The organism is Streptomyces sp. NPDC001927 (assembly GCF_053594455.1).
Genome location: NZ_JBSFEN010000012.1, coordinates 43,116 through 55,976 on the forward strand (window position 1 = coordinate 43,116; position 12,861 = coordinate 55,976).

The window sequence follows — 12,861 nt, forward strand, 5'->3', positions numbered from 1 at the left end:
TCCGCTGCCGGAGAGGAACCGCGGATCATGCCCAGCCCCCCTGCCTACGACGAGTCCTGCGCAGCAGCCAGAAGAAGAACGGGCTGCCGAAGAGGGCGGTGAGGACGCCCAGGGGGAGTTCGGCGGGGGCCGCGATCGTACGGGCCGCCAGGTCGCCGGCCGCGAGGACGACCGCGCCGCCGAGCGCGCTGCCCGGGACCAGGAAGCGGTGGCCGGGGCCGTTCGCCATCCGCAGCAGGTGCGGAACGAGCAGGCCCACGAAGGTGATGATGCCCGCCACCGCGACCGCGGCGGCCGTGAGCAGCGCCACGACCAGGATGAGGACGATCCGCAGCCGCTCCACGTCCACGCCCAGGTGCCGCGCGGGCCGCTCGCCGAGCGCGAGGAGGTCCAACTTGCGGGCGTAGAACGGGGCGACGGCGAGACCGACCAGTGCGCACGGCAGGACGGCGAGCACCTTCGGCCAGGTGGCCTGGGCGAGCGAGCCGAGCTGCCAGAACGTGATCTGGGTGATCTGCGCGTTGTCGGCGAAGAAGATGAACAGGCCGATCAGGGCGCCCGCGAAGGCGTTCACCGCGATACCGGTGAGGATCAGCGTCACCACCTCCGTACGGCCGCCCGCGCGGGACATCGCGTACACGAGGAACACGGTCGCGAGCCCGGCCACGAACGCGCAGACCGTCACCGTCCAGTTGCCGAAGAAGCTGAGCCCGAGCGCGATCGCGCCGACCGCGCCCACGGCCGCGCCCGCCGAGATGCCGATCACCCCGGGCTCGGCGAGCGGGTTGCCGAACACGCCCTGCATCAGGGCGCCCGCGCAGCCGAGCGAGGCGCCGACGAGGATTGCGAGGACCACCCGGGGGAGCCGGATGTTCCACAGAACGCTCTCCGCCGACCGTTCCAGCGCGTGGCCGCCGAGGCCGATGCGGTGCTGCACGGAGGCGAGGACGTCCCCGAGCGGGATCTCGTACGCCCCGATGCCGGCGGACAGCAGCGCGAGGAGCAGCAGGACGGCGAGGAGGACGAGGGTGAGGGTGGTGGCGGTACCGCGCGGCTTGCGGGCGGAGGGCGCCGGGGCCTTCGAGGCCGCCGGGGTCGCCGGAGCCTCCCTGTCGTCGACCGCCGTCACTTCGTCTCCCCGTACAGCTGGTCGACCAGCGACCGCAGTACCTCGTCCGTGCGCGGGCCGTAGTTGAGGAGGACGCCGTCGTCGATGGAGACGACCCGGCGGTCCATCCCGGCCGGGGTCTCCGCGACGCCCGGGACCTTCACCAGGCCGTCGACGCCGCCGACCGACTGGAGGCCCTTGGTCATGACGAGGATCGCGTCGGGCGCGGCGGCCGCGAGGGCCTCGCTGGTGATGGGCGTGAAGTCCTTCCTCAGGCCGGACTCCTTGCCCGCGTCGACGGCGCCCGCCGCCTCCAGGAGCGACGCGGCCCCGGACTCGGCGCCGCCGAGGAGGTAGACGGCCGCCGAGCCGCGGACGTACAGGAAGGCCACCCGGGGCTTGCTCTTCGTGCCGCTCTGGGAGTTCTGGCCGGGAATGTCCTTGCGGACGGCGTCGATCCGGTCCTGTGTGCGCTGCTTCAGCGCGGTCCCCGCCTCCGGTGCGCCGAGCGCGGCGGCGACCGTGTCGATCCGGGTGGACACGTCCGCCAGCTCCTTCGCGGGCTTCACCACGACGAGCGGGATGCCGGCGTCGCGGATCTGGGCGATCGCCTCGGCCGGTCCGGTGGAGGTGTCGGCGAGGACGAGCGTCGGCCGCAGCGAGAGCACGCTCTCGGCGGAGACGTCGTGGGCGCGGGTCACCACCGGGAGTTTCGCGGCCTGTTCGAAGGTGGCCGTGATGTCCCGGGCGACGACCCGGTCGCCGAGGCCGAGGGTGAAGACGATCTCGTTGAGGGAGCCGGTGAGCGGGACGATCCGCTCGGTGGAGGTGACGGTGACCTTCCGGCCGTCCGCCGAGTCCACGGTCGCGGGGAGCGTGGACTTCGGGGCGCCGGGCAGGGGTTCGACCCGGTCGGGGGCGGCCTTCGCCTGCGGGGAGTTCGCCGAGGGGGCGGCCTGCCGCGGGGCGCTTCCGTCGCCGCAGCCGGTCGCCAGGAGCGCGAGCGCGAGTGCGGACATCAGCGCACCCGCGAGGCGAGTTCTCTGCACGGGGAAGCACCGTCCTGTTCGTTCTGGGCAGCAGTCTGTCGTTTTGCCTCCGGGTACCTTAGGTTAGCCTTACCTCACTTGCTAGCCCTCGGAGGGGTTCCATGCTGCTGTCCAGACCCGCCCGGGCGTTCACCGTCCTGCTCTTCGCGGCGATCCTCGGGTCCCTGCTCCCGGCCACCGCCGCCCAGGCCGCGGGCCGAACGGTGCAGGGGGGCAGGCTCGACTGGGGAATCAAGTCCTCCTTCCAGAGCTACGTCACGGGCCCCATCGCCCAGGGCAATTGGAACCTCACGGGCGGCGCCGCCACCGTCGGCGGCAGCCAATTCCGCTTCCACTCCGCCCAGGGCTCGTACGACCCCGCGACCGGCGCTCTCACGGCCGGCTTCTCGGGCGGGGTCCGCTTCCTCGGTCACCGCAAGAGCGACGGCACCCACGAGCTGGATCTGACGATCAGCCGGCCCCGGGTCCGGATCGAGGGCGGGCGCGGCACCCTCCACGCCGACATGGCGAGCAAGGCCAAGGGCTCGGGACAGGTCACCACCTCCTCGCAGGTGCCGCTGGCCTCGCTCGACCTGTCCGGCATCGACATGCGCGGCGGCGGCAGCCCGATCTCGCTGACCAACGTGCCCGCCACGCTGACCGCGCAGGGCGCCCGCGCCTTCGCCGGCTACTACACGGCCGGTACGCCGCTCGACCCGATCAGCCTCACCGTCGACGTGAAGACGGCCGCCGAACCGACCGCGACGAAGTCCCCCGAGCCTTCCGCGACGACCTCCGCCGCCCCCGGCGGATTCCGGGACGGAGCCGTCGACTGGGGCGTCCGCCGCACCTTCCGCGAGTACGTCACCGGCTCCATCGCCCAGGGCAAGTGGACCCTCTCCGCCGGTGCCCAGGACGGCGGCGCGCTGTTCCGCTTCCCGAGCGGAAAGGGCACGTACGACTCTCAGAAGCAGACCCTCGACGCCGACTTCGCGGGCTCCGTCCGCTTCACCGGCACCCACATCGATCTCGCCCTCGGCCAGGTCTCGGTCACGGTGACCGGCGGCAAGGGCACGCTCAGCGCCGATGTCACCAGCGCCGGCAAGACCGAGAAGGCCGTCCCCCTGGTCACCTTCACGGCCAAGGACTTCGCCCCGAAGAACGGCCTCGCGGTCCTGACCGAGGCGCCCGCGACCCTCACGGAGGGCGGCGCGAAGGCGTTCGGCGGGATGTACAAGGCCGGTACGGAGATGGACCCCGTCTCGCTGGCCGTCGCGGTCGACGCGAAGGCCCAGCTGCCGGCCCTGCCCGACCTGGGCAGCGACACCAAGCCCTCGGCCGCCGCGTCCTCTTCGCCTTCGGCCTCGGCGCCGGCCGCTCCGGCGAAGGCGGCGGCCTCCGAGGACTCCTCGGCGACGGCCACGTACCTCGCGCTCGGCGCGGGTGTGCTCCTCGCCGCGGCGATCGCGGTGTACGTCGCCGTCAGGCGCCGCCGCACGACGCCCCCTTCGGCCTGACCCCGCCCCTTCCGGGCCCCGTAAGCCCCCAACCTCTCCCTCACCCCCGATCCCTGTAGGAGACCACCCACCATGGCCACGACCACCCGCCGACCCGTCGCCCTCGCGGCGGCCGTCGCCACCGCCGCCGCCCTCGGGGCGAGCGTCCTCGCCCTGCCCGCCCTCGCCGCGGACGGGCCGGACAAGGCGGCCGGCGCCCCCGTCATGGAGCTGAAGGAGGGCACGCTGGACTGGGGCTTCAAGGAGTCCTTCCGCAAGTACCTCGCCTCTCCGATGGCGGCGGGCAGGACCACGGTGGCGGGCGGCGCGAAGCAGGCCGCGGACAACGGGGTGTTCACCTTCGTCGACGGCACCGGTACGTACGACACCGGGACGCACGCCACGGCCAACTCCTTCAAGGGCAGCGTCCACTTCGAGGCCCACCACGGCGTCCTCGACATCACGCTCTCGGACGTGAAGCTCTCCACCAAGGGCACGGCCGCGCCGACCGGCGAGATCACCGCCGACGTGGTCACCAAGGGCAACGACGGGAAGTTCGTCACGCGTGACGACGTCGCGATCGCCGCGCTCGACATGAGCAAGGTGCGGCCCGGTCAGGGCGCGGGCGGCGCGATGGTCTTCAAGGACATACCGGCGAAGCTGACCAAGGGCGGCGCGGAGGCCTTCGCGGGCTTCTACAAGGAGGGCGACGCGCTCGACGCCGCCACTCTGACCGTGAAGGCCGGCGGCACGAAGCCGACCCCGACGCCCACCCCGACGCAGACCACGCCCACCCCGACCCCGACCCCGACGAAGACCACGGCCCCGCCGACCACCGCCCCCACCACGACCGCGCCCACGACCGCGCCGACCACCGGCACGCCGTCGGTCCTGAACGGCAAGCTCACCTGGGGCGTGAAGGAGTCCTGGCGCTCGTACGTCGTCGGCACCTGCGGCGGCAAGGCCACCACGACCGGCGGCGCCACGAACAACGGCTCCGTGTACGACTTCGGCTTCGGCTCGGCCACGTGGGACGCGAAGGCCCGCAAGGCCGACGCGGTCTTCAAGGGCACCGTCCGCTTCGCGTGCGCGGCGCACACGATCGACCTCGCGATCAGCGACGTGAAGGTCAAGGCGAAGGGCTCCTCCGGCACCGTCGTCGTGGACGTCACCACCGCCAAGGGCACGAAGAACGACGTCACCTTCGCCGACCTCGACCTGTCGAAGGCGGACTACTCCGCGAAGAACGGTGTCGTCACGCTCAAGAACGCCCCGGCCAAGCTGACCAAGGACGGCGCGGCCCAGTTCGCGGGCCCGAACGGCGAGGCCTTCTACAAGCCCGGCACCGCGATCGACCCGGTCACGGTCGCCCTCACCGTCGACAAGGACGCCACACTGCCGTCCACGACCGGCGGGACCTCGACCACGGGAGGCGGCTCGACCGCAGGCGGTGGCTCGACCACCGGCGGCGGTACGGTCGGCGGCTCCGGCTCCCTTGCCGCGACCGGCTCCGACGTGCCGACCGGCACCCTCCTCGGCGCGGCCGGCGCCATCGCCGCCGCGGGCGCGGCCGTGGTCATCGCGGTCCGCCGCCGCACGACGACGGAGTCCTGACCGACGGCACCCCATACCGCCACCCCCCACAGGCAGGGCCGCACCCCCGGAAACGGCGGTGCGGCCCTGCCGCCTGCCCGACTAGCGTGCGGCCCATGCCCACCCGCCTGCGCCGCGAGAACCTCCCCGGTGCCGTGTTCCGCCTCGACGGCCCGCCCGAACCGCCGCCCCTGCGCTGGGAGATGACGGAAGGCCGCCGGATGCTGCTCCGCCAGTCGGGCCGCCCCGTCCTCCTCGCCCGCGTCGACGAGGACCGTGGCGGGATCCGTGTCCACCGCCGCCCCGGCTACCGCTCGCCCGTCCCACCGATACGCGCCGACGAAGCCGGACAGCGGCCCGACTGGACGCGCCGGTACGCGGGTCGGCTGGACGTCGCCGACGAGGGGCCCCTGCACGCGGGCCGATGGATCTTCGGGCCGCGTGAGGTGTTCCCCCCGTACGTCTGGGGCGAGGACTTCCTGACGGCATGGCCGGACGGCCACCTGGACTGGGGCGACGGCTGGAACGGCGTCCTGCCCCTGCGGAAGCTGTCCGCCCCGGACGCCCCGCGCGTCAAGGCGTACCGCAGGCAGGCCAGGGAGGGCAGCCTCGCACCCGTACTGCTCTGGTCGGTGACGGCCCTCGACGGCTGGGTCCTCCTCGACGGCCACGACCGGGCGGTGGCGGCCCTCGCCGAGGGCGGGACGCCGCGCACGGTCGTCCTGTCCCGCGCGGAGGACGAGGAGAAGGTGACGGCACTCCTCGGTTCCGTGGCCGAGGAGTACGAGAAGGTGCTCACCCGCGAGTTCGCCGGCCCCGACCCCGAGCGGCAGCGGGCGGCCTGGGTGAGAGGCCTCTCGCATGCCGCCGCCGGAGCCCCGTACGGCGAAGCGCGTACGCACGCCTGGCAGATTCCGGGTGGGGCCGCCGAGTGGGACGGCTGGATGCTTGAATTCGGCCATGCACACGACCGTGACGAGTAGCGCCGCCGACATCGACGTCCTGCGTGTCTTCTGCGCCGGCGACGGGCGGTACGGCAACGCGCTGGGGGTCGTACGGGACGGGCGCGCGTATCCCGACGAGGCGGCCCGGCAGGCGCTCGCCAAGGAGCTCGGGTTCAGCGAGACCGTGTTCGTCGACGATCCCGAGCGGGGGAACGTCGACATCTACACGCCCGGTGTGCGGCTGCCGTTCGCCGGGCACCCGCTCGTCGGGACCGCCTGGCTGCTCGACCTGGAGCTCGTCCGGCCGCCCGCCGGTGAGGTGTGGGTGCGCGGGGACGGGGAGTTCACCTGGATAGAGGCCCGCGCCGAGTGGGCCCCGGCGCGGACCCTGCGGCGGTACGGCTCGGCCGCCGAGGTCGACGCGCTCGCCGTGCCCGAGCCGGGGGAGTGGATCTACGCCTGGGCCTGGGAGGACGAGGCCGCCGGGCGGATCCGGGCGCGCGGCTTCCCCGGGCGCGGGGACGGCATCGACGAGGACGAGGCGACGGGCGCGGCGGCCCTGCTGCTCACGGCGGAGCTGGGCCGGGCCCTGAACATCACTCAGGGCCGGGGGTCGCAGATCCTGACCGCCCCCGGCCCCGACGGAGTCATCGAACTCGGCGGCCGGGTCCGCCTGGAGCGGACCCTCACCGCCTGAGTCCCGAACTCACGCGCTCAGCGGGAACTCGCTGCCCAGCTCCCGGAACACCGCGCCGTTGAAGTCGAACGCGCGCTTGCACTCGTCGATGATCCGCTGCTTCTCCAGGTCGTCCGCGTTCACCCCGTCGAGCAGCTCCCGGTAGCCCCGCTTGAAGGCCGCCGGGTTCGTGATCTCGTCGAAGACGTAGAAGCGGACGCCGTCGCCCTTGCGCGCGAAGCCCCACGTGCGCTCCGCCTTGTCGCGGATGATCTGGCCGCCCGAGAGGTCGCCGAGGTAGCGCGTGTAGTGGTGCGCCACATAGCCGGCCGGCCACTCGCGCGCGCACTCGGCCACCCGCTCGGCGTACGCGGCGGTGGCGGGCAGCGGGGAGAGGCCCTCGCGCCAGTCAGGGCCCCGCAGGTGGGCGAGGTCCTGCTCCAGGGCGGCCGTGCGGAACAGCTCCGGCTGTATGAAGGGCCCGGCCACCGGGTCGTTCCGCAGCGCCTCGGCACCGTCCTCCAGGGCGCGGTACACGAACCAGAGCTGCTCCGTGTACCGCGTGTACGCCTCGACGGCGAGCCGGCCACCCATGAGGTCGCTCATGAAGGTCGACGTCTCGGCCTCGGTGTGCTGCTCGTGAGAGGCCGTACGGATGAGCGTCGAGAAGGGCGTGTCCAAGGCGTGCCTCCGAGGCCGATGGGGACGGGAACCTGCTGAGATACTGCTACTTAGGCTTACCTAAGTCAACTGGTTCCCGACGTCCTGTCGGTAAAAAACTACCCCGGGAAGACGTCAGGGCAACGTGAGAATCTCGGCCCCGGTCTCCGTCACCACCAGCGTGTGCTCGAACTGAGCCGTCCGCTTGCGGTCCTTGGTCACGACCGTCCAGCCGTCCTCCCACATGTCGTACTCGTGCGTGCCCAGCGTCAGCATCGGCTCGATCGTGAACGTCATGCCCGGCTGGATGACCGTGGTGGCGTGCGGGGAGTCGTAGTGGGGGATGATCAGCCCGGAATGGAACGACGAGTTGATGCCGTGTCCGGTGAAGTCGCGCACGACGCCGTAGCCGAAGCGCTTGGCGTACGACTCGATGACCCGGCCGATGATGTTGATCTGCCGGCCCGGCTTGACGGCCTTGATCGCCCGGTTCAGGGACTCACGGGTGCGCTCGACGAGCAGCCGGGACTCCTCGTCCACGTCGCCGCAGAGGTAGGTGGCGTTGTTGTCGCCGTGGACCCCGTTGATGAACGCCGTGACGTCCAGGTTCACGATGTCGCCGTCCTGGAGGACGGTCGAGTCGGGGATCCCGTGGCAGATGACCTCGTTGACCGAGGAGCAGAGCGACTTCGGGAAGCCGCGGTAGCCGAGGGTCGAGGGGTACGCCCCGTGGTCGCACATGAACTCGTGCGCGACCCGGTCCAGCTCGTCCGTGGTGACACCCGGAGCGATGTGCTTGGCGGCCTCCGCCATCGCCTGCGCGGCGATGCGGCCGGCGATCCGCATCCGCTCGACGGTGTCGGAGTCCTGCACCTCGGGCCCCGTGTACGGAGTGGGCGAGGGCTTCCCGACATACTCGGGACGGCGGATGGCTCCCGGAACGGAGCGGTGGGGAGAGAGCTCCCCCGGTACGAGCAGCGACTGGCCAGACATGTCAGCGAGTCTAACGACCGCGTCTGGGGCAGCATGGCCCCAGAGGAAGGAGCCGATGATGGCCCTGTTCAAGAAGCGCACGGTGGGCAAGCCGGGCGAGTGGTACTACTGCCTGGAGCACAAGACGGTCGAGGAGGGGCCCGACTGCCCCGCGAAGAATCGCTTCGGCCCGTACGCCAGCCGGGAAGAGGCCGCCCACGCGATGGAGACCGCGCGCGAGCGCAACCTGGAGTGGGAGAACGACCCCAAGTGGCACGACGGCTCCAAGGACTCCTCGACGGACGCTCCGAAGGCGGACGGGACGCCCGAGTAGAGGCGACTGCCCTGCCGACCCTCAGGCCGGGGCCCCGGCGGCCCCGGCCTTCTCCTCTGCTTCCCGCTGCTCCTGCGCCGCCTTGTGGCGCCGCGCGTCCTCGTCCGTGTCGGAGTCGTAGGTGAGCAGCTTCGGCAGCGTCAGACAGAGCAGCCCCACCGCGGCCACACAGGCCACACCGCCGCTCCAGACCGCCGCCCGCGTGCCCGTCCAGCCCGCCATGGCGCCCGCCCTGACCTGGCCGAGCTGCGGGCCGACGCTGTAGGAGAGGACCTCGATCCCGGCGAGGCGGCCCCGCAGCTCCTCCGGGATCGTCTGGTTCCAGATCGTCGAACGGCCCAGGCCGCTCAGCATGTCGCCCGCGCCCGCGAAGGCCAGGCAGAGCAGCACCAGCCACACGTTCCCGAACCAGCCGGCCGCCGCGATCGCGAGCCCCCAGCCCGCCGCACCGAACACCACGAGCAGCCCGTGCCGGCGGATCTTCGCCGTCCAGCCGCTGGTCATGCCGAGGACGAGCGAGCCGACCGAGCCCGCCGCGTACATCAGGCCGAGCGACCACTCCGCGTCCAGCTCCGCCGCCAGGAACGGGAAGATCGCGTTCGGGAAGGCGAAGAACATCGCGGCCAGGTCGATCGCGTACGTACCGAGGAGCACCGGCCGCGACCACGCGTACCGCGCGCCCTCCGCGATGCCGCGCAGCGAGGGCTTCTCGGCGTCGTGCGCGGGCGGCGCGGGGGAGAGGCGGCGGCAGAGCAGGACGGAGAGCGCGAAGCCGGCGAGGGTCACGCCGTACGCCGTCGCCTGCCCCGCGTACGCCACGACCAGGCCCGCGAGCGCGGGGCCCGCGATGGCGCCCATTTGCCAGCGCAGCCCGTTGAGCGCGGCGGCGGCCGTCATCTGGTCGTGCGGGACGATCCGGGCCAGGAGCGAGTCGAGCGCGGGCCGTTGGAGCCCGGACAGCGCGGAGACCAGGGCCGCGACGACGTAGAGCGGCCAGAGCAGCGGCTCCGACAGGAGCGAGTTGAGCAGCAGGATCAGGGCGAGAAGACCGAGCCCCGCCTCCGTCGCGACGATCACCTTCCGCCGGTCCACGGCATCCGCGAGCGCGCCGCCGTAGAGCCCGAACACGACCAGCGGGACCAGTTCGACGGCGCCCATGAGACCGACGGCGAACGGTGAGCCCGTCAGCTCCATGATCTGCAGCGGCAGCGCGATCAGGGCCATGAAGCTCGCGAAGACGGTCACCAGGCCCTGGACCCACAGCAGCCGGAAGTCACGGGAGGAGCGCCACGGCGCGAGATCGGGCAGCACGGCGGAGAGCTTCGACGTCACGAGGCACCATGCTCCGACGGCCGCGCGGCGCCGGGCAACCGAATTACGGGGCGACGGGCCAGGTCACATGGGGCTCCGTGTTCACAAAGCGGTGGCTCACCAGCCCGTCGGCGGCGGTGACGTCAGGTGGTCCGCCAGGAGCGACAGGCGGTCGCGGAAGCGGCGCCGGCCGCGCGGCGGCGGCAGGCTGTTCTCCCCGGCCGCCGCGCTCACCAGGTGCTGGACCGTGTCCAGGTCCACCTCCGCGCCCGCCCGCACCGTCAGCGCCTCGTGCGCCAGGCCGTGCACCTCCGGGTCGCCGCCGTCGAGCGAGAGCACCGTCGCCCCCGCCCGGCGCGCGTCGTGGACCCGCTCCAGGAGCCCCGCGTCGGGCCGCTCCGGCGCCACCAGCAGCAGGGTCGCCCCGCCGCGCGCCGCCTCCAGGCGCCCGAGGCCGACGGCCAGGTGCGCCGGGTCGCCCGGCCGCACCCGGTGCCGTACCAGCGTCGGCGCCAGCTCCGGCTGGCCCGACCAGGCGGCCTCGTCCACGAGGTGCGCGCACAGGTGCCAGGGCTCGTACCCGTCCGTCCCCACCAGGAGCAGCCCGCCCCCGTGCGGGACGACGGAGGAGCGGAGCGCCGCCGCGAACCGGCGGGCCTCCCTCGGCCACTCCGTTCCCGCGAGCACCTCGCGCAGCAGCGCGACCCGTACGGCATCCATGGCGCCGCATCCTGCCGCAGCCGGGCCGCGCGCGTGAGGCGGTCGCCGAGGTTCCACCCGTACGGGATCGGATGGGGCGACCGGCCAGTAATGTCGAGGCCATGACTACGACTGACAGCAAGCCCGCCCCCAAGGACCCCTGGGACCTCCCGGACGTGTCCGGCCTCGTCGTCGGCGTCCTCGGCGGCACCGGCGACCAGGGCCGCGGCCTCGCCTACCGCCTCGCCAAGGCCGGCCAGAAGGTGATCATCGGCTCCCGCGCCGCCGAGCGCGCGCAGACCGCCGCCGACGAGCTGGGCCTCGGCATCGAGGGCGCCGACAACGCCGAGTGCGCCCGCCGCAGCGACATCGTGATCGTCGCCGTGCCGTGGGACGGGCACGCCAAGACCCTGGAGTCGCTGCGCGCCGAACTCGCGGGCAAGCTCGTCGTCGACTGCGTCAACCCGCTCGGCTTCGACAAGAAGGGCGCCTACGCCCTCAAGCCCGAGGAGGGCTCCGCCGCCGAGCAGGCCGCCGCGCTGCTCCCCGACTCCCGGGTCGCCGCGGCCTTCCACCACCTCTCCGCCGTGCTGCTCCAGGACCCCGCGATCGACGAGATCGACACGGACGTCATGGTGCTCGGCGAGGAGCGCGCCGACGTCGAGATCGTCCAGGCGCTGGCGGGCCGCATCCCCGGCATGCGCGGGGTCTTCGCGGGTCGGCTGCGTAACGCCCACCAGGTCGAGTCGCTCGTCGCCAACCTGATCTCGGTCAACCGCCGCTACAAGGCCCACGCCGGGCTCCGCGTCACCGACGTCTGAGCCGACGTCCGGGCCGACGGACGACCCGACATCTGCGCTCACGGACGACCCGCGACGGAGCGAGGCCGGGCATAGGGGACACTGGACGGGCACTCAGCCGTACCCGGACAGGAGCCGACCCCCATGCCCCGCCTCGCTCTGTACGCCCTCGCCGTCTGCGTCCTCGCCGTCGTCGCGGCCGTCGTCTCCTTCGCCGCGGGCATGTGGCTGGGGATCGTCTGGGTCCTCCTGGCCGGCCTCTCCTCGAACATGGCCTGGTACTACTTCCGCCGCGCGAAGACCGAGGCCGCGGCCGCCTCGCACACCGAGGCGTAAAGGCTCCCAGGGCCCTTCGACAGCCCTAGACCGCGCAGAGCTCCGGCGTCTCCTGCCAGAAGCGGTAGAGGTTCGAGCCGCAGTAGCGGGAGATCTCCGGCACGCCGAGCGCCCGCATCAGCGCGTCGATCGTGTCGAAGAACGCCCCGTTGATCGCCGGGACGAAGAGCAGCGCGATCACCACGAAGAAGCCGTACGGCGCGTACGGCTCGATCTGCCGCTTGATCTTGTACGACAGCCAGGGCTCGATCACCCCGTAGCCGTCCAGGCCCGGCACCGGCAGGAAGTTCAGGAGCGCCGCCGTCACCTGGAGGAACGCCAGGAAGGCGAGCGCGTACTGGAACGCGAGCGGCACGCCGTCCAGCGCGTCCAGCCAGAACGGCGCCGTGCAGACGATCGCGAACAGCACGTTCGTCAGCGGGCCCGCCGCCGAGATCAGGCTGTGCTTCCAGCGGCCCCGGATCCGGCCCTGCTCGATGAAGACCGCGCCGCCCGGCAGGCCGATGCCGCCGAGGATCACGAACAGCACCGGCAGGATGACGCTCAGGACGGCGTGGGTGTAGGCGAGCGGGTTGAGCGTGAGATACCCCTTCGCCCCGATCGTGATGTCCCCGCTGTGCAGCGCCGTGCGCGCGTGCGCGTACTCGTGCAGACAGAGCGAGACGATCCAGGCCGAGGTCACGAAGAGGAAGATCGCCAGGCCCGGGGAGGCCGCGAAGTCGCTCCACACCGCCCAGCCGGTGACCGCCATGACGGCGAGGATCGCCAGGAAGACCGGGCTGATCCTGCGCTCGTGCCTACGAGTGGTGGCCGTCGTCATCGGTGGGACTCCTCAGGGCGCGGCGGCGTGTGTGCGGGAAACGTGCCGGGGCGGGGGTGAGTTCCTGCGGAGATCCCCGGCTCA

14 protein-coding genes are annotated in these 12,861 nt (G+C 72.5%); 7 read left to right on the forward strand and 7 right to left on the reverse strand.

The genetic code is table 11. The annotated features are described in order from the left end of the window. Positions 1–25: 25 nt before the first annotated feature. Positions 26–1,129: a FecCD family ABC transporter permease gene (locus ACWCO8_RS29755; RefSeq protein ID WP_451034863.1), complete on the reverse strand. Its 1,104-nt coding sequence runs from the start codon at positions 1,127–1,129 to the stop codon at positions 26–28. Next, positions 1,126–2,127: a heme/hemin ABC transporter substrate-binding protein gene (locus tag ACWCO8_RS29760; protein WP_451035055.1), complete on the reverse strand. Its 1,002-nt coding sequence runs from the start codon at positions 2,125–2,127 to the stop codon at positions 1,126–1,128. Before ACWCO8_RS29760 ends, ACWCO8_RS29755 begins: the two co-directional genes overlap by 4 nt. 131 nt (positions 2,128–2,258) lie before the next feature. On the opposite strand from ACWCO8_RS29760, the gene ACWCO8_RS29765 reads away from it, so the two are divergent. From ACWCO8_RS29765 to ACWCO8_RS29780, 4 genes are all read left to right on the forward strand, one after another. After that, positions 2,259–3,653, forward strand: a complete 1,395-nt coding sequence (locus ACWCO8_RS29765; protein ID WP_451034864.1) for an HtaA domain-containing protein — start codon at positions 2,259–2,261, stop codon at positions 3,651–3,653. A gap of 72 nt (positions 3,654–3,725) precedes the next feature. Then, the gene (locus tag ACWCO8_RS29770; RefSeq protein ID WP_451034865.1) at positions 3,726–5,246 is read left to right on the forward strand and encodes an HtaA domain-containing protein; all 1,521 of its coding nucleotides are present in this window, start codon (positions 3,726–3,728) and stop codon (positions 5,244–5,246) included. Positions 5,247–5,341: 95 nt separating this feature from the next. Next, positions 5,342–6,208 (forward strand): hypothetical protein, encoded by an 867-nt coding sequence (locus ACWCO8_RS29775; protein WP_451034866.1) that lies wholly within the window; start codon positions 5,342–5,344, stop codon positions 6,206–6,208. Next, a complete protein-coding gene (locus ACWCO8_RS29780; protein ID WP_451034867.1) occupies positions 6,186–6,866 on the forward strand; it encodes a PhzF family phenazine biosynthesis protein in 681 nt (226 codons plus the stop codon). The genes ACWCO8_RS29775 and ACWCO8_RS29780 overlap by 23 nt, the downstream gene beginning before the upstream one ends. Before the next feature lie 9 nt (positions 6,867–6,875). Here ACWCO8_RS29780 and ACWCO8_RS29785 read toward each other — a convergent pair whose 3' ends face one another. Further along, positions 6,876–7,526, reverse strand: a complete 651-nt coding sequence (locus ACWCO8_RS29785) for a biliverdin-producing heme oxygenase (RefSeq protein WP_362016626.1) — start codon at positions 7,524–7,526, stop codon at positions 6,876–6,878. Between the two features lie 114 nt (positions 7,527–7,640). Beyond that, on the reverse strand, positions 7,641–8,498 hold the full coding sequence (gene map, locus ACWCO8_RS29790) for a type I methionyl aminopeptidase (RefSeq protein WP_451034868.1): 858 nt from the start codon (positions 8,496–8,498) through the stop codon (positions 7,641–7,643). A 58-nt stretch (positions 8,499–8,556) separates the two neighbouring features. Here map and ACWCO8_RS29795 point away from each other — a divergent pair, with 58 nt between their 5' ends. Beyond that, positions 8,557–8,811: a hypothetical protein gene (locus tag ACWCO8_RS29795; protein WP_451034869.1), complete on the forward strand. Its 255-nt coding sequence runs from the start codon at positions 8,557–8,559 to the stop codon at positions 8,809–8,811. 21 nt (positions 8,812–8,832) lie between these two features. On the opposite strand, the gene ACWCO8_RS29800 is transcribed toward ACWCO8_RS29795, so the two are convergent. Then, positions 8,833–10,143 (reverse strand): MFS transporter, encoded by a 1,311-nt coding sequence (locus tag ACWCO8_RS29800; protein WP_451034870.1) that lies wholly within the window; start codon positions 10,141–10,143, stop codon positions 8,833–8,835. Between the two features lie 96 nt (positions 10,144–10,239). Next, positions 10,240–10,842 (reverse strand): hypothetical protein, encoded by a 603-nt coding sequence (locus tag ACWCO8_RS29805; protein WP_451034871.1) that lies wholly within the window; start codon positions 10,840–10,842, stop codon positions 10,240–10,242. A 101-nt stretch (positions 10,843–10,943) separates the two neighbouring features. On the opposite strand from ACWCO8_RS29805, the gene npdG reads away from it, so the two are divergent. Together npdG and ACWCO8_RS29815 are read left to right on the forward strand one after the other, a co-directional pair. Then, on the forward strand, positions 10,944–11,642 hold the full coding sequence (npdG, locus tag ACWCO8_RS29810) for an NADPH-dependent F420 reductase (protein ID WP_451034872.1): 699 nt from the start codon (positions 10,944–10,946) through the stop codon (positions 11,640–11,642). A gap of 123 nt (positions 11,643–11,765) precedes the next feature. Continuing rightward, the gene (locus tag ACWCO8_RS29815; protein WP_451034873.1) at positions 11,766–11,957 is read left to right on the forward strand and encodes a hypothetical protein; all 192 of its coding nucleotides are present in this window, start codon (positions 11,766–11,768) and stop codon (positions 11,955–11,957) included. Between the two features lie 25 nt (positions 11,958–11,982). On the opposite strand, the gene ACWCO8_RS29820 is transcribed toward ACWCO8_RS29815, so the two are convergent. After that, positions 11,983–12,777 carry a site-2 protease family protein gene (locus ACWCO8_RS29820; protein WP_362016640.1) on the reverse strand — a complete coding sequence of 265 codons (795 nt, stop codon included), beginning with the start codon at positions 12,775–12,777 and terminating at the stop codon, positions 11,983–11,985. Between the last annotated feature and the right edge of the window lie 84 nt (positions 12,778–12,861).